Consider the following 20,955-nt stretch of genomic DNA (forward strand, 5'->3'; position numbering starts at 1 on the left):
ACTATTATTCCTATGAAACAAAATCTATTTCTAGAACTCCTTTACCTCCACTATAATCTATTGCGCTACTATATTTCCAATGATGCGCTTCTTCAACAAAGCCAGAAACTACCGGATTATTGTGTATATATTCTACTTTTTGGTCTATCACTTCTGCACTCCATAATTCTATCGGCTTGTTGTTTTGTTGCCAAAATTGCCTCTTTTTTACATTGCTATTTTTTAATCCTGCCCGTTCCATCATCCATAAAAGCCACTCCTTTCTGCTTTCTTGCATATTATTTTCTATTTCTTGCTGTAATGCTTTGGACGTAAACATCTTAAAACTCTTCAATAGCTCTCCCGGATTAGCATCTTTTGCCCTAAATATTAAATGCACATGGCTAGGCATGATACACCAACAATACAGTTCCATCCCTTTTTCTTTTCTACAATATGCCAAACTTTCTACCAGCTTATCAAAGTATAGCTCTCTTACAAAGACATCTATCCAATAGATGGTTGCAAAACTTACAAAGTACAAACCTTCTTTATTGTAAAATTTATATTTACGACTCATCTGTTTTAACTTTTAATAAGTTGTTGGTACGAGCTACAAGCTCGCACCAGCTTAGGGGGATATTTTTATGTATACGCAAGCATTGTATAAAATCCAATAAAACTTACAAGTACATAAATTATAAAAAGGACTTTGTGTCTTGTTAATATTTCTTTTGATTTAGAATCAAATTTTTTAAAAATTTCATTTCTTCTTCTAAATAAGAAAAAATATCCTAAACTTAATGAGATAGTTGCATATAATAGTGCATAGAAAATTAAACTATCCTTACTTTCATTATAATCTTCTAAGTTATTCAGTAAACGTAGAACGACTATAAGATTTAATCCTATTAAAAAAAGAACTCCTAAATAAGCATCAAAAGCGGGATCCTTTTCTCTATTAAATCTTTTTAAACCTCTATACATCCAGTAATAAATCACATCTATCATTTTCTTAAATAATTTTTAAATACTCTAACATTGTCCGGTGCCGCAAATGGGGTTTTAAAATGAATTTGTCTAGATGGGAGATGGTCAGAAAAAATTGCAGTATAAATTAAGGATGAAACAATATTACCTCTCAACCCCATTCTTAATGCTGCCGTCACTGACGCCCATCCAACACTTAAACCTAAACCTGTTGCAGATTGATATCCACCCGCTGGTGCGAGCTTGCAGCTCGTACTTTTACTATTATTCCTATCAAACAAAATCTATTTCTAGAACTCCTTTACCTCCACTATAATCTATTGCGCTACTATATTTCCAATGATGCGCTTCTTCAACAAAGCCAGAAACTACCGGGTTATTGTGTATATATTCTACTTTTTGGTCTATCACTTCTGCACTCCATAATTCTATCGGCTTGTTGTTTTGTTGCCAAAATTGCCTCTTTTTTACATTGCTATTTTTTAATCCTGCCCGTTCCATCCTGCCTGCCGGTAGGCATGGCATCCATAAAAGCCACTCCTTTCTGCTTTCTTGCATATTATTTTCTATTTCTTGCTGTAATGCTTTGGACGTAAACATCTTAAAACTCTTCAATAGCTCTCCCGGATTAGCATCTTTTGCCCTGAATATTAAATGAACATGGCTAGGCATGATACACCAACAATACAATTCCATCCCTTTTTCTTTTCTACAATATGCCAAACTTTCTACCAGCTTATCAAAGTATAGCTCTCTTACAAAGACATCTATCCAATAGATGGTTGCAAAACTTACAAAGTACAAACCTTCTTTATTGTAAAATTTATATTTACGACTCATCTGTTTTAACTTTTAATAAGTTGTTGGTACGAGCTACAAGCTCGCACCAGCTTAGGGGGGAGCTACAAGCTCGCACCAGCATGTAGCAATTTTAGCCAAAATACAAATCCCCAAAATTCTCTCTTTTGTGTGTATAATGCTTTCTGTTTTGAAATGAGATTTTAATTAAATTTTCTAACTCCAATATAGAGGATAAATCACCATCAATAATATTGGTAGACTCATAAAACAAGAACTCTCTTAATTCAGTTAGATTTCTTATGTCCTTAATACTTTTGATACCTCCCATATCTAGAAGTAGAAGACGTTTTAGTTTTAATAATTTGAAAATTTCTGCAATACTTAATATTCCTTTACATTTTTCAATTTCTAACTCTTCTAGCCCTTGGAAATTCTCAATACAATCAATGGAGGTAATCTTGTTTAAATTAGCCAATCTTAAAAATCTTAAACTTTTTAATCCTGAAAGTCCGTTAAGATTTTCAATCGGCGAATTTAATATTGATAATTCTTCAAGATTACATAATTTTGAAAACTGAGTAGCGTTCTTTGCTTTATAGCTATTTATAAAGAGACTTGTTATTCCAATTTTTTCAAATAATGACTCCGATCCTTTTATCCATTCAAAAGCACAATCAGTCAATTTTGGAAACGAATTAAAGTTAACGGCTGTTTTAGAATAAGTGTGAACTTCAAGCCGCTCTAAATTTTTTAAATAATGAATCCCTTCTATAGATTGTATATTAAAATCTATAAGTGTTAAAGATCTTAAATTAGGGAATAAACTTAAAAAATCTACATGCTCTCCACTCCAACCCTTCCCGCTATTAATCTCTAAATCTGTAATATTTTTATCATTTAACGGTATTAGCAGTGAATCATCCCAAGATGTTTTAATCACTGCCTTTAATCCATATCTCCCATTTTCAAATTCAACTTTGTAATTCACTATTTCTATATTTAAGGTAACAGATATTGTCTTGCAGGACCGATTGGATTTTTCATATTTTGAAGATACTTTAATCCTCCATTAGCATTTATAGTTAATTGTTCGGCAATTTCTCTTGCCGTCTTGCCTCCCAACACTTCAGTAACGTTAACTGTCGAACTTGGTGATAACTTACCTGAAGCTATATGTTGCGACAATCTAGCTTTTATATTGCCCGATTGTCCAATATATTTTTTTCCAGAAGTAGAAACAAATTCATAAATACCTTGTGTAACACTTTTTCCTGTATTATTAATTATTGTTAATTTCCCTCCTTGGCTAGCTAATGTTTCTACCAAAGGCTCTAATATAGTACTTTTTGTATTTTTTAAAATAAAATCAGGACTAGTAACACTTCTGGCAATACCATCTGAGCCCGCACCTAATAGATAAGTTGAACCATTAAATCCTGCAGTTTGTACCCAACCCAACTTTGCTGCCAAATTATATCCTGCACTTGACAGACCGGCCGCACCAGCAGCGCCTAAACCATCAAGCGCTTTTCCTCCTATATATTTAGCAATATCTCCAGCTCCATTAAATTTAGGAATATTACCATAAGCTGCATCAATACCTATATTTGAAACTGCGGTTATGCTTCCTCCTAACCATGGGTTTACTAAACTTACCGCTCCACCGGCTGCTCCGCTAGCAAAATAGGAAATTGCCGACCATGGATTTTTAGCTATTTTATCCCAATTGCTCCAAACATTAGTACCGCCACCAATAATAGCGGCTCCAACAAAAACTAACACTGGTATAATTTCGCCACTTGGGTCGGTATGTGTTAAAGGATTGTTTAACACATAGGCATATCTGTTGTAATTTTGACTATTATATGGAAACTGAATATAATTATCAGGCTGCAGAAAACGGTGCAACAGTGGGTCGTACAACCTTCCGTTCATGTGTACAAGCCCAACCGCTAATAAATGCTCATGCCCTGTATAACCTCTGTCCAGAATTACAAAATCAGTTAAGTCATTTCCATTACCATCTCTTAGTTTCACTATATTTCCCCATGCATCAAATTGTCTTTGTTCTTTGATGACACCTTGGTTGTCCGTAATCAGGTTAATGCTGCCCAGATGGTCTCGGTGTAAATAGTACATTGCCTGTGTAACTGTGTTTGTGCCAGTATGTACTTCTTTCCATATTGCCGGAGCACTGTAGGCATCTCCCCCCATGTAGAACACAAAACTAGTGATGCCGTTCTGCATGTCTTCGGTAATTTCCATGCTACCTTCCTCGCTATAATGCTTGCGGAAAGGTCGTGTCATTTTATCGGTGGCATCACTACCATAATAACGGTGCGCCCTGCCTAAACCAGCATTGTATTGGAAACTTATTTTTTCTATACCCTGTTCTGAAATTTCTACTGGGCTTTTAAAGGCGTTGTAGGTAATATTTTGTCTTACCCTATCTTGGTAATGGCGTTTAGCATCTATTGTAGCATTGTTTAAACCAGTTTGCTGGTAAGAAGCTCCATTATACAAATAATCACCTAGATAGGAATAGTTGCTGATACGTCCTTTATTATCATAATCTTGCGTTTCATTAGCCAAGACTTGATCACCAACCTTATAAATAAACCTAAAAAGTCTATCCTGATTATCATGCTCAAATACTTCCGTAGAGCCAAAAACGCTATTGGTACGGTTGTTTAAAATGCCATTTTGCGTATTAAATGTATAGCCTAGGCCCATCAATACTGCTGGGCTATTTACCATCCTTTCAGTCTTCAATTCTTGGGTAAAGCCATATTGGTCGTAAGTGTTGCTTTGTTTAATATTACCACTGGCTAAACTTGCCATGGTTACCTGCCCACGGGCATTTATAGTGTTTACTTGCCATATCAATTCGCTACTGGCATTATCTGTAATGCTTTTTAAAGCTCCGTTTTGGTAGGCATTCAGTAGCGTTTTAGTTGCCGTTTTGTTATTGCTTTTGTTTAATGCAGTAGAAGTTTCTGTACTCACACGACCAAAACCATCAAATGCAAAAGACTTGGTAAATGTGGCGTAGGTGTTATTTTCTACAGTGCTTTGTAAGCGCTTGTAGTTATCATAAGTATAGCTGTAGTTAGCATCGTTACCATCTGCGTTGGCTAATGTCATAGCTGTTAAAAGCTTTGTTGTGCCATCATAAGTGTATTGGTAAGCCAAATTAGTAGCACTACCCCCACTTCCAATTATAGTTTTGCTCTGCAATTTACCTATGGCATCATAAACATAAGTGGTTACTCCTTTTGGGGTGCTCTCTATTAAGGATTCGCCAAAAGCATTATAAGTATATAAATATTGCCCAGCAGATGGATCTGTTAATTGAGTTTTACGTCCCCAACCGTCTTGCAAAATAACTTGTTCATTACCATCAAAATTTGAGGATTTTAAATTACCGTTGGCATAATAAGTATAATTGATGGTTCCGCCTGGATCCTGTACACTTATGGTATTGCCAAGTGCATTTTTGGTGGTAGTTACGCTTTTTGTGCCGTCATTTACGGTGGTGCTTAAGCCATTGAAGCTGATGTTGGTAGTTTTACCGGTATAAGATAGCATTTGATTTACTCGTCCGTATTCATCATAAGTGGTTTCATTCCACTGGCTAAAAGTGCCTGTATAAATTTCGGGTTCGCTTAATCTTATTTGTCTGTCGTAACTGTCATACTCGGCAGTTGTGGTTATCCAATTTCCAAAAACATCAAGTTTGCCATCCAATTCTTTATTGCCTGTAGCATCAGTTGTTATAAAGCTTCCATTACCTTCATCATCATGATTAAAAATTTGTATAGTTCCATTACCCAATGAGTAGTACTCTGTAAAAGTGTTAACACCCAAAAAATCAGTAGTTTGTAAATTCCTGCCCCAACTATCATATATCATGGTGTTGGTGAAACCATAAGGGTCTGTTTGAGTTAATAAATTACCAAAAGAAGCATTATAAGTGAAATTAGTTTCCAATCCTTCTAAATCAGTTGACTTAGTCATAAACCTACCTGTGGGGTCATACTCAAAAGTAGTGGCTCTTTCTACACTACCAGCCATTATTCCTTTACGGGTGGTATTGCCAAAAGCATCGTATTGTAAATTTTCAGTAATCCAATCCGTTCCGTTCCCTTTACGTTTCATTTGGGTAGGTAAAAAACCTGTATAAGTATATTCCTCTTCGGTTGTAAAGGTATCGTTAGCATTTGTAGCTTTTGTTTTTTTGGTTAAAGGCCTACCCACATAATAAGTGCTGCCAAGGTTATTGTCATAAGTAATTTCTGTGGTATTGGTACCGGCACCAGAAAGGTTGCTTGTTTCTTTGGTTACATTCTTGAAATTATCATAAGTATAAGCTACTGTTGTATTTGTACCATTTAGTAAATCCTTAGTTGTTACAGATGTAGGTACACTTGTATATATTTTTTCGGGCGACAGTGAAGTATCGTATGTGTAATCTGTCCTTGTGATGTAATCATTTATGGTTGCATTGTCATTTATGCCTGTTGCAGGGTTGTTTATTTTTGCAATAAAATTGCCATTGATCCCATGAGCTATAAAGCCGGGTTTTAAAGTGACAGATTGAGAAGCAATTACAGTTTCTTGAGAAACAGTAGGGTCTGCCTTAATAATGTTTGGCTCTATAGCTGGTGTATTTTCTACCGTAGAATTTAAACTAGGATATTTGGTTGTAAAAGTTTTGGTAGTTGCACCACGTAGTTGTGGGTTGGTAACTTTAATGTTATACAACCTATTATAGTCATCATCTTTAAACCAATTACTACGGGTGGTTTTATGGAAACCTAAAAAGCCTAAACCTTCTGAATGACTAATTGCACCTTGATAACCAAAAACTTGGCTAATGGTCGAGTTTTTTTCAACTAGAGTACGCTCTAATTTACTGACAACTTTTAAGCCTATAGCGTCATGTATATCTACGTATGGATAAACCTGATTTGATTCTTCCTGATAAAGTTGAAGTTCGTCTTCTTCTTCATATTCAGTAGTGTTAATTAAAGACCTATAAGTTATTTTATTAACTATACCGTCTTGTATAATTGATTTTATAACTGATTCCTTTTTTAAGTCTTTTTTTAGTTTAAATGAATGTAAACCGTTGTTGCTTATTAGTCCAAACTCTAAACTATAATTTGGTTTATCTCCTGTAATAAATACCGGCACAGGAGAATGAATTAAACTAGTTGTAAATTTATTTATAGAAGGTCCCGCCTCCATCATTGGAACATTTGGGTCAATTTTTGCAAAAATATTAGTAAAGGTGCTAATTTGTAATTGACCTTGTGTTTGGTTATCACGTGTATCACTCAAAACCCTGACAATGTCGGACTTATTATCCCCATTAATGTCAACCGCAATATAATCTATAAGTGTACGATATCCGTTATACGGTGTAATATTAACACTTACAAAAGGCATATTCCGCTCTAACTTTTGAAAATTTTTGCCAGTAGAAAAGAAGACAGCATGTATTTGATTGCTAGCAGCTCCTGGAGAAGCCCAATAATACTGCGTGGGGCTACTATATTGAACTACATTTGTCGGAAACATGATGTCTGCTTTTCCATCACCATTAAAATCCCCAATCAAATACTTAGTACCTAATACAATTCTATTATCAGGCGTTTCCCAAATCTTGTAAATGCTGTTATATTCGTTTAAACCATAAACATACATTTTTCCAGATACGATCTGTAAAATATCCGTTTTACCATCTCCATTAAAATCTGCTGTTAATAGATTGTTACCATCTCCTATGGATTCAGCTAAACTTCCGGATTGTGGGAAGTAATTCGTCTGCACCCTAGGGTCTATATTTAAAAAACTCACACTAGCAGTACTGGTATTGTAGCCGGAAACACTACAATTTTGATTTTCGTAATAACGTACATACGGTTTTGTAATTGCGATGATGTCTGTTAATCCATCACCATTAAAATCCCCAGATAAAAATTTTCGAGGTATGCTCCCCATTACAACATATTCATCTTCATACTCCTCATCATCATTATTATTATTACAATAGGAATAATAGCCGTTTGTAGGAACATTTTCCCAAACTTTTTCTGTCTTTTTGTGCATACCTATTGTACCTAACGAAGGTTCTATTGTGTAACTTTCAACTTTTAAATTGTAGGCACCATCTGGCTTAACTAAAATTAAACCAGTGTTTTCAAATAGTTTATTATTGCTCTTTAATTGTTTTGCAGTGAATGCTTCATGATAAAGGCCGGGCTCTTGTAATGTTGCGATTTGTGTATTACCAATAACATAATCATGGTCAGCTAATATATAAAGCTGTGACTTTAAACTACTATTTAACACATTAGGACTAATTATGAAATCTATTGTTCCATTGCCTGTAAAATCCTCGGTTAATATTTTACAATTTGTTTGGTTTATACCTGTCAGATTATATTGCTCAATACCGGGATAGGTCATTTCTGCTACTTGACTATCATAAGTAAAATGTATTGGCCAAAAAGCTTTAGATTTATCTCCACTTTCCTCTGTTACACTGGTTAGTCTTTGGTATTTTAAAGTAGATATAACATCATGATTTAAAAGATAATGCCTAAAATCCGTACCATTAGCTACAACATTAACTTCTTTTAATAAATAATTATTAAATAAACTGACCCCCCCAATAAAGGCCTGTTCTGCTCTAGTAGGCGCTTCATAAATAAAATTTATTTGATTAATAGCTGGAGCAGAACCTATTCCTCCGTAGGTTATTGCAGATATAAACCGGGTTTCTGCATAATAATAACTTATCCTAGCTCCAATTGCACTTTCACTATATGATATGGCATAACTTAATTGAGATAAAGCGTCATAACTACCCCCATAATATGCTTTTGAACCATCGGGATAGTAAACTTCGAATGAATTTGGTCCGTAATTAGCTCCGTAGGCTGAGACACCCCTCGAGATTATCTTAATATTTGAATAGTTCTCTGTTTGGTATTCAGCACCATCACCTCCATAAATGCCGCTTTTTAAGATTAATCTTTGACCATCCAAGGCAAAACGATCATCTGGGTCACAATTAATTCCTCCAACTCTATTGTCATGAAAGCGAGTAGCCGGAACCCTTGAAATGGTAGATAAACCACTAATGTTCCAACCATACCCAGCAATTCCATTACCACCTTGGCTATTGTAGCTAAGAGCCACTTGAGGCATCACTCCATTTATTCCAGGAGGCAAAGCGATAGGTATTGTATAAGTAGCTGCACCCGTCGGGCTAATATCAATAACGCCTGTAGTTCTGCCAGCATCATATGGTGCTGATGATATTCTCAAACTATTTTCAGGTTCACTCAATTTTTCTCCCTTCGCTTTGTTAAGCTGTGGATCAGTAGCTTCATTTGTATTGAAGGTAAAAGTATCCTTCCTTATTTCTGCTTGTTTACCTATTACATAAGTAATTGTATCAACCAAAGTAATTGTTGTATCTATTTGCTTAACAATTGTATCTTTTAAAGAATAGCTATTTGATTCTTGTTTTGCAAAAACTTGGAATGTACAAAACAACATTATTAGGTATAGTAAGGTTTTTTTCATAGGTGAAATTTTTAGATTCTATGTAATTCTTTTAGGTTTGTAATTAGTTTAATAAATTATAATAGTTCTTATATAATTTATCATTGCTTAATCAGTTTCACAACCTCTTGCTTGTTATCAGAATAGTTTGCTTTTAATAAATAAGACCCGGCGGCTAATTCTATAAATGAAATGGTAGTTTCTCTGTCTTTTTCACTAAAACTTTTATGAAATAGCCTTACCCCGGTTAAAGTAAAAACATCAATAGATTGAACATAAATAGCATCATTATCACTCCATTTTACATTCAAAATTTCTGTAACAGGGTTTGGATAAACGGATAGTTTATGACCTAATAAATCATCAGAAAGTGATTTATCAATTAAAGTTTTATCAGAATTTTTTGAAAGAACTTCATTAGTTGGAGCGGTTGAATTAACATAAGGGCAATTAACACATATCCACTCTCTTACAATTTGGTTACCTGCGTTATCATATTGAAAACTTAGCTCTTGTGCAGATAGTTGATTAATTGCTAAAAAGCTTAAGATTGAAAGAAGTATAATTTTTTTCATATTTAGTTTTTGTTAGTCTTCATTAGTAGTTTGTTCAATTTTATTAATTCTTCAATTTGCGCATCTTGCTTTTTATTCATCTTATCTTGTTCTATCAAATGCAAAGTAAGCTCCTCCACTTTCTTTAATAAAAGCATATTCATCTCACTTAAATTAATTCCTTTGGTTTCCATTTCTTTTGCAGAAGGCACTTCTGGTAGATGTTTGTTTTCTTGAATGTATTTTTGGGTTTCTATTAAAGAGGGTAATGGATAATCTTTTTCAAAGACATAATCTGGTCCGGGTACTGTTAAATCTACTCTAACTTCTTCAGCATGGATTTTGCCTTTTACGGTGAGTTTTTCATCGGGGGTGGTAGTACCAATGCCTACGTTACTTAATGCAGAGCCGTTACTAACAAAATAAAATCCCTTTTCAGGATCAATGTAAAACTGAGAGTAATTCCCCTGGTCACCATTTTTAGAAGATTGGAAGCGAATTTTACTTTTCAAGGCAGATGTGCCTACCTGTTCGAAATATACACCTCCCGCTTCCTGCCCTGAGTATAAATAGTTATTTTCCAAGTCACCCCACTTTACAATTCCATTTACATCTAATTTTTGACTTGGTGAAGTAGTACCGATACCAACATTTCCCTGAGTAAACTCAAATTGAGAAGCATCAAATTGCATTTTTGTATAAGCCTGAGTTTGCCTATTATAAGATTGTAATCCAACAACTAAACTAGGTTGATTCAAATAAATTTCTAACCCTTCTGCACCATTGTTAGATACAGCGAACTTCTGTTGTGGGTTGCTTGTACCAATACCTACATTCCCATTTGCCGGAAAAATATTGGTTTGTGCCTGAACAAAAAAGCTGGCGAAGAAAAAGATGAGAGTAGTTTTTATTTTCATGTGCTTATTTATTTTTTATAAAATGAACTTGTTCTGTTAAATATTGATTAGAGACTTTCAATTCTTCTAAGGTTTTATTTTGATTGATTAAATGTAAAGTCAATTCTTCTACTTTTTTCAACAACAGCATATTCATTTCACTTAAATTAATTCCATTTTGTTCCATTTCTTTTGCAGAAGGCACTTCTGGAAGGTGTTTGTTTTCTAAAATATATTTTCGAGTTTCTGCCAATGAAAGTAATGGATAATCTTTTTCAAAGACATAATCTGGACCCGGTACCGATAAATCAACCCTGACTTCTTCTGCATGGAGTTTACCTTTAACCGTGAGCTTTTCGTCTGGGGTGGTGGTACCAATGCCGACGTTGCCACCATTAAAATAACTTTGTCCATCAGTATTAAAGTAGAATATTCTTTCACCTTGATGACTTATAGCAAAACCATGTTGATCAGCTGCATTGTTAGTCATCCATTCTAAAACTCCATCTACTGGAGAATACAATGTTTTATCTTGTGAGTTTTGATTAGAGAATCCAATTCCACCGTTAATATCTAGTATTTGATGTGGGGAAGTTGTACCTATACCTAAATGACCTGATTTAGTGAATACCATTTTGATTTCTTCAGTATTGGTATTTATATCTCTTTTTATCCATTGAAAAAGAGGTGCTCCAACCACTTCTCCTCTCGTGTCAATTCTAAATGAAGCACCAACATAATTTTGATTTACATTAGGTCCTCGAAAATTAATATTCATATTTAATAAAGGTGTAAAACCACCGATTTCTGTGTTTAATCCCATAGGAATTGAAGCGCTAGAAATCGACAAATCTCCTGAAATATCTAATTTTGTTAAAGGGTTTAACGTCCCAATACCAACATTACCTGAGATAGGAAAAGTATTGGTTTGTGCAAAAGACATGGTAATAAAACATATCAATATGACAGATAAAAGTTTTTTTTTCATATTATTTATTCTCTAATATTCTCACCCTATTATTTAAATTATTGTTTTCTTGTTGGAGGTTGATCAAATGCAAAGTCAGTTCCTCAACCTTTTTTAACAGCAGCATATTCATCTCACTTAAATTGATTCCATTTTGTTCCATTTCTTTAGCAGAAGGAACTTCTGGAAGGTGTTTATTTACCGAAATGTATTTTTGGATTTCAGCTAGAGGGGTTAGCTTATACTGTTTTTCAAAAACATAATCTGGTCCTGGTACCGATAAATCTACTCGTACTTCTTCAGCGTGGATTTTACCTTTTACAGTGAGTTTTTCATCTGGATTTGGGGTGCCAATACCTACATTGCCTGCATCTCTGTTAATAATTAAATCTGTCCATGCAGTCAAACCACTATTATGACCCTCCAATAGTCGCTTTGCCTTCTAAGTCGCCTACAACAACAACATTACCGCCTGCATTTGAACCGAATTCTCCACTTATCCAGCTTCCAGCATTATTAATTCCTCTAAACTTATTAGAGAATGCGCTTCCTGCTATATTAAAATTGCCTGTCGTTCTATTTAACTCTATTAAATTGGCACCACCTGAAGCATTATAAAATGTCAGGTTATCAGTAGAAGTGTTATGGTATTGTCCTATTCCTGTCCCACCAATTGTTCCGTACACAATATTTACTTGAGAAGGTATATTTACTTGACTATTAAAGCTATAACCTCCTAAAGACTGGAAATAAATCTTACCAGATGCTTCATTGGTTATATAGAAATTTGCTCCTTCGTGATATAAGTAAGATTTGGGTACATCTCCTATTTTAAAGCCAATAAGCGCTTGGGAATTACCATTAATTTCTAAAACTTTTCGATTTCCTATAGCCCAGTTAAAAGTATTTGTACCAATACCCAAATTACCATAAGATGATAATCTCATTTTTTCTTGGCGCCCAATGAGATAAGATTCGGTAGTATTAAAACCAAGTCCATAGCTGTTGTAGCCATCATTTTCAGTATTATGTGAAAGAGAAACGCCCCATGTTGGGTAATTGCTTAAAGTGGCTTTTATAAATTCTGTATTTGAGTTGAGGGTATTTGACGCCCTGTCCATATATAGGTTTCCTGTTGTAAGGTTTGCTGTTGTAGTACTGCCTCTATCTGTTACACTTTGCAAAGTTTCCTGTGCAATTAAAGGCTGAAAAAACGTAATAGATATTATTAACCAAAGTAAGTGTTTCTTCATATTCTAATTTTTAGATTTAAGCTCGATAATTTCTTTTTTCATCTCTATCAAATGCAAAGTCAGCTCTTCAACTTTCTTTAGTAAAAGCGAATTCATTTCTCCTAAATTCAAACCTTCAGTTTCAATTTGTTTTGCCGAAGGTATTTCGGGCAAATGTTTATTTACTTTTATATAATTTTCAATTTCGTTTAATGATAGCAGTTGATAATCATTATCGAATACATAATCTGGCCAAGGTCCAGTATCTACTTTAACTTCAGAAGTTCGTATTTGACCTTTAACCGCCAAAGCACCATCTATAAATAATTTACTAAAATAATTGTTGGGCCCGCCTCCATAAGGCAAAGGGCTTCTTGCTGAATTAGCTCCTGCACTTTCTAGATATAAAATATTTGAACCATCGGCCGATAACCTAAACTGTGGTCCACCTGTACCGTGGCGGTGGAAACTTAATGTTGGCGAACTATTATTAACTGTACCTTGATTATTAATTATTTCAATACTATTAGTTGTTAAAGCAGCATTTGTCCATGTGTAGCCACCTATACTGCTGTTTCCATAATTAAACCATGAAGCACTGTTAATAACAGATTGTCCATTTGTTTCCATTAATACCTTTGACCAAGACTGGGATGGATTATTACTTGTTTTCCTAAAATATAAATCTTGATCATAGAAATGTCCAGCAAATTGCATTGCAAAATTATTAGATAGATTGCTATGGCGCACATCTAACAAATGCCACCAACTACTTGCAACTGATGGGAAATTTATTGGGTTGCTAGTTTCAAAAAAACCAGAAGTTGCTCCTTAATCTCCTCTTAAACCAGCATCATCACGTTGTTGAGTTTGCCCTTGAACGACATTAATATATACTATAATTATTAACGTAAAGAGTAAATATTTATTCATAGATAGTTATTTTCTTAATTCTTAATTGACTTAAATTGCTAAATTAAGTGGTGATTTAATGCAAACGAAATTTAAGGAAATGAAAAAATTATTTATCTTATTAGTTTATTTAAAATCTTATAACAATATAGAACATATTGTTTATTAACCTTTGATTATGTTTCAGCTTAATTTACAACCCTTTACCTCAAGAGTTAAAAAAAATTGAAAAATATTTTTTATATACTCTTTGATTTGTCTATATAAAAACGCTGAAAAATTCATGCTGTAAGAAGCCTTAAACATAGCCTTCAATAAATCTCGCTTTTTACAGTAATTGATAAAGATTTGATTTCAAATTAAAGTGGATTTTTAGCTTAAAATACTAAACCACTAACCATAAAAAATTAATTCTTCACCCATCAAAAAAACTAAATTCACTTTATTGTTAATACACTATGAAAATTTTTAATTATCCTTCCACTAACACATGCAGGAGTTGAAGACAAGCTTTGGTAACCAGTTGAATGTAGACAACCATAGTATCTATAAGATAAGGATGTAGTAAAATAGCTTCTAAAGCTGGACTCTACATTGGGAAAGCAATCCTCTTCTTTCGGTTGGCTCTAATGGGAGTGTGGGTTTGTTTTAATACTTATACAAAATTTAAGAATATTAATGAACGTGTTGAACAACAGCGGAATTGAAGCAGGTGCAGATTTTAAAATAGGCACAAATCAGGCTTTTGAAAAAGCCCTCTTGTGTTAAGACTTAAGCCAGTTGGGGGAATTCTAAGGACAGTTTAGGATTCATCTTTTCTATTTACCACCAAACATTGTCCAATTCAATTTAATGTCTGATAGTTTTTCGTAATCTATAATTTTTTGCATTAATGACTTTTTATGATTGGCACCAATTAAAAACACTGCTTGTTCATATTGATTTCCTTCACTGTAAGTATAAATATTTTGAATCATTGCGTTCTCGCGGTTCTCGCGATGCTCTGCATAAAATAATCTATAAGTATTAAGTAGCCTTTCATTCTCGATATCAGATTCCAGGATATTTTTTTCTATTGATTCCTTTCTATTTAAAAAATCTAAAAATTTATCACTATTGAGGTATTGAAAACCTTCCTGTGCTACCAAAGCATCTCTTTCACTCTCTAACTTGATATAATCCTCGTGTTTAAAGATTTTTAGAAACATATAGTTAATCTCATCCTGATACTCAGCTAATTTTTGCCTTATATCAATATCAACAGGAAAAATTTCAACGCTATGGTCTTTGATATATTTTTTGATACATTTTACTTCAAGTGGCACAACTGGAGGTTGCTGATTAAGTAAAATCTTGTTGGTGTAATATGTGTCAAATGAATCGCTATAAAACATGTCGGAATAATCACTTGTTAACTCATCAAAAATTACTTCCGGCTTTATATCCTCAAGGATATCATGCAATTCATCAGAATTACATTGACCATTTTCCGTATGTATAGTTGAAATAAGAGTTATATTACGCATCTTTAAAGTAGTGAATTATTTAAATTTTCAATCTCTAGCTTTCTTTTGTAGCCAATTTCTTGCGGTGCTAATTGGCTAATTAAATTGTTTTGCTTCGTTATTATTTTAAATTAAGGCATCAAAAAAGGTTTCTGTAATTTTCTTACATAAATGTTTTCTACTTTTCTGATACCCCATTCTTGTTTTACAGTAATTGCAGAAGCCTTAATGCTTACCTCAATTGGCTCAGCAATATTATCATTTATTAAGCCGACATACACCTTACCTGCTAAAGGGGCTTTCATCAACCCTGCATCATTCAATATATCACCATTTTTAAACTGCATAAAAGCCTGTCCGCTTTTAAATAAAAGTGCATTATTATAATCACCAATAAAATAGAACTTAACATTATCGCCTCCTTGCGCTTTGCTAAAAGTATTGATACCATATAAAGCTAATGCGCCTAAAGTACCATAACCGGGTATTTTTGAAAGCCCAGCAGCAGCTGTATTTACAAATTTTTCTTTAGCAGCTAAATAAGCATCGTTACCTTCTTTTCCAACCCCTAAATAATAGCTCCACGCAATAGTGTGTTCAGGTAATAAAAATTCAGCAATTGTTATGTTCGGATTACCATTCATAGCCGTTTGTGAAGACACTTTTGCTAATTGATCGGCAATGGTTACTATTGCAGTATCACTTTTTATAAGATATTTTTCTTGTATTGGGGTGCGGATGGTATCATTTATAGCTCTCCATTCAATAGTGGAGTTAAAATCAACGCTTTCTGCATCTGAAGGAATCCGTCGTATTTTTATTTCGCCAATCCTTTGGGCTAAAGAAGAGTTTTTAAAGCGAAAATCATAAATGCCTGTTTTTATAATTTTAAGTGTTTTCTGGTTGATGCTTGTTGTTTTATAATCCATAAAAACAGCACCAGCAGGGTAAGTGCTAATTTCAAGTTCTTTTAATTCTTTACCATCATTTTCCTTAAAATCAAAGACCAATTGGTCTCCACTTTTGAACCCATAGTATAAATGAGTTTCTTCTGAGCCAGGAAGCTTCTTTTTTCCTTCAAACAAAACAATGGGGTCTTGTGCAAAAGAAGTTAAAGTTGTTATCGATAGAATTAATAGCGTAAAAGTTTTAATCATGTTTTTAAAAGGTTTTCACGAAGATATTAATTAGCGCATGAATTTTAAATTAAAGTAAGATTTTAAGAACAGGTCATTTTAAGAAAATATTTAAGATTATATTTTAAATTTGAGCTAAACCTGCTTATTAATATGAAATTATTAACTCTATTTAATGAATTTGAAAAATCATTTATAGAATTTGAAGAAGAGTTTAAAAAGATTTTAGAGATTGATATAATCAATGAAGAACAATTTAATGCTGTTACCAACATTTTCGATGATACTAGTAGAAATTTCAATAAATTTTTAATTATAAATGTATCTGAAGACTTATTAAAAAGATTGGAAGATTTAATTTATAGGAGTCTTAATGATAGATTCTATAGTTTTGCAGATTTAGACTATAGAAAAGAAGATTTATTTAAGGAGATTAAGTATAAAATTTTTAATATAAAATCTATTCTAAACTTAATTAAAATTAGTGATTCTTTAATGCTGAACACCTCTTTTATAGAGGAAAGGTTTGATTTAACTATCGAAGAGAAAAAAGAAATCCTTTTGGATAAATTATATCATCTTAGAAAACATGACACCTATTGGTCTGTGAATAGAATTTTTTGGTTAAATGAAGTTCATATGGATTCAGAAGAGGAGGCTGAGCAAATAGCGTCACAGCTTCAACGAACAGGATTAGTTACTTCTGAAAATAGCTACAATAATTGGAATATTAAAATATCGGCAAAAGGTAAGCAAACAATAGAAAGGAAAATATTATCTGCTAAACCCAAAATAAAAGAGCATAATAAAAATAGTTTGATGGATATATTTATAAGTCACAGTAGCCAAGATATTGAAACAGCAAAACTTTTAATAGATTTAATTAATTCTAGTTTAAAGATACCTGCCAAGAGAATTAGGTGTACTAGTGTTGATGGTTATCGTTTACCCGCGGGAGCTTCAACAGAACAGCAATTAAAGAATGAAGTTAACGATTGTAAAGTTCTTTTAGGATTAATATCTCATAACAGTATTAATTCAGCTTATGTTTTATTTGAATTGGGAGCAAGATGGGGACAGTCAAAACCTTTAGTGCCATTAGTGACTAATAAAAAAGGCAATGAGTTATTGAAAGGACCTTTAAGTGGTATAAATGCACTTAATACCTCTGTTGCAGCGCAATTACATCAATTAATTAGTGACTTAGCTAATATGTTGAAAATTAAATCTGAATTACCCGCAGTTTATCAAGAAAAAATTGATGCTTTGGTTCAATATTCTTTGAAAGAAACTATCGCTGTTTAATTTTAGAATAGTAATCATTTTGATAAAATCTAGGTATACCAATAACATCAATGAGAAGAAAAAGATTTAATAAGAGTAAAATTTATTTATGACAAATTCAGGTCCTGAGAAAACTCCATATATAGATAAGATAATTAAAGAATATTTAAGAGGGTTAAATAGTTTTTATCCTGGTATAAGATTAATTGGCAGGTATAGTCTGTTTTCTGGTGAGCAACCGTATAATTGTAGGCTTAATTTAACATTACGGAATTCTAATGTAGAAGGAACTGATTATGCTTCTACGGATCAAAAATATCTTATTCATTATACTTCATCTTTACAAAACTTATTCAATATTTTGAATTCAGGCTTTCTGAGATTGAGTAACCTTTCATCTTTAAATGATCCACAGGAATTACTTTATATGGCTAAAGAGATTAATTGGATAGAAACTTCTCAATTGAATTTATTTAGAAAATCCTTTCATAGTGTTTCTTTCTGTGGAATTCATAACCTTGCACAACCTGATAAGTTTCCAATGTGGAGACTTTATGGAGGAGATGGATATGGTGCTGCAATTGTCTTTGAGATATTGAATCCTAATACCGATTGGCATAAGTATATGCTTGCAAGGATTCAATATGGAAATTCCGCCGAGCGTGATAAATACATTGATTTTTTGAGATTTCATTCGCAGTTCCAAATTGAAAATAATAGACCTATTACGAATTTGCCTGAGGCTGTTTTTGCATTTATGGGCATGCACAAGAATGATATTTGGAACTACGAAGAAGAAATTAGATTGATATCACATTATGAATATGAGGAACATAGTTTAGAACCTAAAACAGCACAAAATCAGGCAGCAAAACTTAGGCATTCAATCGGACAAAATGGTAATCCATACTCTTATTTAGAATTACCACTTTTTGGTAGTACAAAATATATTGAACTTGAAAAGTTTTATAATAATAATGGGGTTAAAGATAATTTCATTAAAAGTTTACCGATTCTAAAGATCAATAAGGTTGTTTTAGGATATCGACATTCATTAGAAACACTTCTAGATTGTGAAAGTATTATTTCAAATGTTTCGAATAATTATAAGCATGATATTGAAATTATAAATTCTTACCTCAAAGAATATATGAAGTAATTATTCCTCGGTTGTTTTAGGTGTGATAATTAACTCATTATCTTTTAATTCTTCGATACTTTCTACTTCAATTATCTCTCTGTTTTCTTCGTAATGTGGAGTTATTTTTATTTTTAATTTCCCTTCTTTTTTAAAATCACGGGATTTAAGTACCCAAGTTACTTCAATTTCTTCTACATTATCTTTAGGAATAATACTCACATCAAACCTTACAATATCTTCTTGTACTAAAATTTTATTTGTTGGGATGAATTCTATGTGGTTATAATAGGCGGACGATTGGAAAACTTGTCTGTTTTTTATCCGTTCAGCATTCTCTGCTACAATTAATGTTTGATTATATAAAGGACCCGGGCTAAAAGAACGAAACTTATCATCAATTTCTTCAACTTTATCTCTATCAAAACGTACTAATAATTTGTAATCTTCAATTACAGTTGAACCGGTATTGTAAATTTTAAATGGTAATGAACACCACCTATGGTCGATCTTTCTTTTTTTTCGATCAAATGGACTTGAATATATTGGTTCTCTTAATTTTTGTATGGAAGCTAATTGTTTAGCGAAAGGATGTTCTGGATTTACCCAATCAGGAAATAATGAATAATCTATTTCTCGTTTTAATCTGTATATTTTACTGGTTTTTATATATTTCGGGTGAATTTCTATTTCTTCTTCATCACCAAATAAAACACTAATATCAGAAGCATCCTTATATTGGCAGTTATTTATATACCAATTAAAAGTACTTCTTCTTTCCTCTAGTAAATCTACGATGTCACTCCAAGAAGCTATGTCAATATTGAAAAGACCATTTTCAATGTTCTCTATATTTTTCTTTCTAATGTATTCCTCTATTTTAACATCTTTATCGGCAGTAGTTGCAAAAATTAAGGTATTTAAAGGAGGAGTGAATTTTCTTGCTTTCTCAATTTCAAGGTCAATTTCTTTTTCAGATAACTTACTTTTAGAGTAATCGTCTTTTCCTTTACATTGTATACCGAAATATTGTTTTTCTCCTTTGGGTAAGCCATAAACATCTACACCGCTCTGGTTTTGACCACCACGTCCGTTTCTTTTGATAAAAGCAGAACATTCCCAAATTTCACCCCAAAGCTTCTTACATAGTTTTTCAAAATCTTGCCAATTTTCAGGCTTTCTTATTTGTGTTGGGGAAATCATAATATTAAATAAATCTATATTTTACTCCACAACCACAATCTGCCCAACATCCGAAACAATAATCTCCGGCTTACCCTTAAACTCCACCAACTTACCCGTTACCACAATCTTCTTCCCCTTCAAAAAAGACTCCGGTGCATAGCTAAATTTCTTACGGTCTATATCTTTTATCATAATAGTAAGGGCATGGTTAGGGAAATTACCATCTACATTTAGTAAGGTAATAAAAGATTTTTCTAGATAACGACCACCGCTTACAGTACCATAAATTTTAACGGTCTCATTGTAATGTTGGCTAGCTTGTTTTGCAGGGATGCTATCTGTACTACTGAGCTTTGGCATTGTCATGCTGAGCGGAGTCGAAGCATGGCTAAATGCTGGGAAAGCAAAAGCTGTTAATAGGAAAAGAAAAATAATTTTACGCATCATCTAAGATAGATTTTTTACACTGCATTTTGTTATAAGGGAGTGTGTAGTAGTATCTGGATTATGTCAAGATAGTTGCACTATACAATTGCGGCTTTATTTATTCTATCTTTAATCAGAAAAGGCTGTTTAATAAAAAAGCCCCATTTAAGGGGCTTTTGAGACTACGCAGAAATATATCCTGTCCTTTTCAAGACCACTCAGATGTTTATCCTGTCTCAAATACTATAACAAATATAGTAATTTTTAAATAAACCAAAATTTATTTATTCAAAAATTTAATTTTGAATCATATCTGTCCGAACAATTTCCGATTTCGTAAAACGGAATTATTAACTAATTGATTTACAGTTA

At 33.0% G+C, this 20,955-nt stretch carries 17 protein-coding genes; 2 read left to right on the forward strand and 15 right to left on the reverse strand.

Translation table 11 applies throughout. The features are described from left to right. Nucleotides 1-10: 10 nt before the first annotated feature. The 13 genes from ACFSSE_RS00975 to ACFSSE_RS01035 form a co-directional block, all read right to left on the reverse strand. Nucleotides 11-559: an REP-associated tyrosine transposase gene (locus ACFSSE_RS00975; protein WP_379041037.1), complete on the reverse strand. Its 549-nt coding sequence runs from the start codon at nucleotides 557-559 to the stop codon at nucleotides 11-13. Nucleotides 560-624: 65 nt separating this feature from the next. Beyond that, a complete protein-coding gene (locus tag ACFSSE_RS00980) occupies nucleotides 625-990 on the reverse strand; it encodes a hypothetical protein (protein WP_379041039.1) in 366 nt (121 codons plus the stop codon). Nucleotides 991-1,242: 252 nt separating this feature from the next. Further along, complete coding sequence (locus tag ACFSSE_RS00985; protein WP_379041041.1) at nucleotides 1,243-1,809, reverse strand: REP-associated tyrosine transposase; 567 nt, start codon at nucleotides 1,807-1,809, stop codon at nucleotides 1,243-1,245. Nucleotides 1,810-1,900: 91 nt separating this feature from the next. Next, on the reverse strand, nucleotides 1,901-2,758 hold the full coding sequence (locus tag ACFSSE_RS00990) for a hypothetical protein (protein ID WP_379041042.1): 858 nt from the start codon (nucleotides 2,756-2,758) through the stop codon (nucleotides 1,901-1,903). 11 nt (nucleotides 2,759-2,769) lie between these two features. After that, nucleotides 2,770-9,369 (reverse strand): RHS repeat-associated core domain-containing protein, encoded by a 6,600-nt coding sequence (locus ACFSSE_RS00995; RefSeq protein ID WP_379041043.1) that lies wholly within the window; start codon nucleotides 9,367-9,369, stop codon nucleotides 2,770-2,772. A gap of 80 nt (nucleotides 9,370-9,449) precedes the next feature. Continuing rightward, a complete protein-coding gene (locus ACFSSE_RS01000; protein WP_379041044.1) occupies nucleotides 9,450-9,923 on the reverse strand; it encodes a T9SS type A sorting domain-containing protein in 474 nt (157 codons plus the stop codon). 2 nt (nucleotides 9,924-9,925) lie between these two features. Further along, complete coding sequence (locus tag ACFSSE_RS01005; protein WP_379041046.1) at nucleotides 9,926-10,819, reverse strand: hypothetical protein; 894 nt, start codon at nucleotides 10,817-10,819, stop codon at nucleotides 9,926-9,928. Nucleotides 10,820-10,823: 4 nt separating this feature from the next. Next, nucleotides 10,824-11,786: a hypothetical protein gene (locus ACFSSE_RS01010; protein ID WP_379041047.1), complete on the reverse strand. Its 963-nt coding sequence runs from the start codon at nucleotides 11,784-11,786 to the stop codon at nucleotides 10,824-10,826. Nucleotide 11,787: 1 nt separating this feature from the next. Further along, on the reverse strand, nucleotides 11,788-12,192 hold the full coding sequence (locus tag ACFSSE_RS01015) for a hypothetical protein (RefSeq protein WP_379041049.1): 405 nt from the start codon (nucleotides 12,190-12,192) through the stop codon (nucleotides 11,788-11,790). Then, nucleotides 12,179-13,018, reverse strand: coding sequence for a hypothetical protein (locus ACFSSE_RS01020; RefSeq protein ID WP_379041050.1), 840 nt, complete (start codon nucleotides 13,016-13,018; stop codon nucleotides 12,179-12,181). Before ACFSSE_RS01020 ends, ACFSSE_RS01015 begins: the two co-directional genes overlap by 14 nt. Nucleotides 13,019-13,021: 3 nt before the next feature. Next, nucleotides 13,022-13,627, reverse strand: a complete 606-nt coding sequence (locus ACFSSE_RS01025) for a hypothetical protein (RefSeq protein WP_379041051.1) — start codon at nucleotides 13,625-13,627, stop codon at nucleotides 13,022-13,024. Nucleotides 13,628-14,727: 1,100 nt separating this feature from the next. After that, entirely contained in the window at nucleotides 14,728-15,435 is a 708-nt protein-coding gene (locus ACFSSE_RS01030; protein WP_379041052.1) for a hypothetical protein, read from the reverse strand. Nucleotides 15,436-15,545: 110 nt separating this feature from the next. Then, nucleotides 15,546-16,571: a hypothetical protein gene (locus ACFSSE_RS01035; protein ID WP_379041053.1), complete on the reverse strand. Its 1,026-nt coding sequence runs from the start codon at nucleotides 16,569-16,571 to the stop codon at nucleotides 15,546-15,548. A gap of 132 nt (nucleotides 16,572-16,703) precedes the next feature. Between ACFSSE_RS01035 and ACFSSE_RS01040 the strand changes: the two genes are divergently transcribed. Next, nucleotides 16,704-17,855, forward strand: a complete 1,152-nt coding sequence (locus tag ACFSSE_RS01040; RefSeq protein ID WP_379041055.1) for a toll/interleukin-1 receptor domain-containing protein — start codon at nucleotides 16,704-16,706, stop codon at nucleotides 17,853-17,855. Between the two features lie 88 nt (nucleotides 17,856-17,943). Continuing rightward, nucleotides 17,944-18,993, forward strand: a complete 1,050-nt coding sequence (locus tag ACFSSE_RS01045; RefSeq protein WP_379041056.1) for a DUF2971 domain-containing protein — start codon at nucleotides 17,944-17,946, stop codon at nucleotides 18,991-18,993. Here ACFSSE_RS01045 and ACFSSE_RS01050 read toward each other — a convergent pair whose 3' ends face one another. Together ACFSSE_RS01050 and ACFSSE_RS01055 are read right to left on the reverse strand one after the other, a co-directional pair. Continuing rightward, a complete protein-coding gene (locus ACFSSE_RS01050) occupies nucleotides 18,994-20,175 on the reverse strand; it encodes a hypothetical protein (RefSeq protein ID WP_379041057.1) in 1,182 nt (393 codons plus the stop codon). A gap of 21 nt (nucleotides 20,176-20,196) precedes the next feature. Then, the gene (locus ACFSSE_RS01055; protein WP_379041058.1) at nucleotides 20,197-20,517 is read right to left on the reverse strand and encodes a hypothetical protein; all 321 of its coding nucleotides are present in this window, start codon (nucleotides 20,515-20,517) and stop codon (nucleotides 20,197-20,199) included. Nucleotides 20,518-20,955 lie beyond the last annotated feature (438 nt).

It is taken from the genome of Pedobacter alpinus (genome assembly GCF_042684645.1).
Lineage (GTDB): Bacteria > Bacteroidota > Bacteroidia > Sphingobacteriales > Sphingobacteriaceae > Pseudopedobacter > Pseudopedobacter alpinus.

Bases quoted from the DNA above. Each gene is read 5' to 3' on its own strand.
- ACFSSE_RS00975 (WP_379041037.1), bottom strand. From the start codon at position 559: ATGAGTCGTAAATATAAATTTTACAATAAAGAAGGTTTGTACTTTGTA.
- ACFSSE_RS00980 (WP_379041039.1), bottom strand. From the start codon at position 990: ATGATAGATGTGATTTATTACTGGATGTATAGAGGTTTAAAAAGATTT.
- ACFSSE_RS00985 (WP_379041041.1), bottom strand. From the start codon at position 1,809: ATGAGTCGTAAATATAAATTTTACAATAAAGAAGGTTTGTACTTTGTA.
- ACFSSE_RS00995 (WP_379041043.1), bottom strand. From the start codon at position 9,369: ATGAAAAAAACCTTACTATACCTAATAATGTTGTTTTGTACATTCCAA.
- ACFSSE_RS01000 (WP_379041044.1), bottom strand. From the start codon at position 9,923: ATGAAAAAAATTATACTTCTTTCAATCTTAAGCTTTTTAGCAATTAAT.
- ACFSSE_RS01005 (WP_379041046.1), bottom strand. From the start codon at position 10,819: ATGAAAATAAAAACTACTCTCATCTTTTTCTTCGCCAGCTTTTTTGTT.
- ACFSSE_RS01010 (WP_379041047.1), bottom strand. From the start codon at position 11,786: ATGAAAAAAAAACTTTTATCTGTCATATTGATATGTTTTATTACCATG.
- ACFSSE_RS01020 (WP_379041050.1), bottom strand. From the start codon at position 13,018: ATGAAGAAACACTTACTTTGGTTAATAATATCTATTACGTTTTTTCAG.
- ACFSSE_RS01025 (WP_379041051.1), bottom strand. From the start codon at position 13,627: ATGGAAACAAATGGACAATCTGTTATTAACAGTGCTTCATGGTTTAAT.
- ACFSSE_RS01030 (WP_379041052.1), bottom strand. From the start codon at position 15,435: ATGCGTAATATAACTCTTATTTCAACTATACATACGGAAAATGGTCAA.
- ACFSSE_RS01035 (WP_379041053.1), bottom strand. From the start codon at position 16,571: ATGATTAAAACTTTTACGCTATTAATTCTATCGATAACAACTTTAACT.
- ACFSSE_RS01040 (WP_379041055.1), top strand. From the start codon at position 16,704: ATGAAATTATTAACTCTATTTAATGAATTTGAAAAATCATTTATAGAA.
- ACFSSE_RS01045 (WP_379041056.1), top strand. From the start codon at position 17,944: ATGACAAATTCAGGTCCTGAGAAAACTCCATATATAGATAAGATAATT.
- ACFSSE_RS01050 (WP_379041057.1), bottom strand. From the start codon at position 20,175: ATGATTTCCCCAACACAAATAAGAAAGCCTGAAAATTGGCAAGATTTT.
- ACFSSE_RS01055 (WP_379041058.1), bottom strand. From the start codon at position 20,517: ATGCCAAAGCTCAGTAGTACAGATAGCATCCCTGCAAAACAAGCTAGC.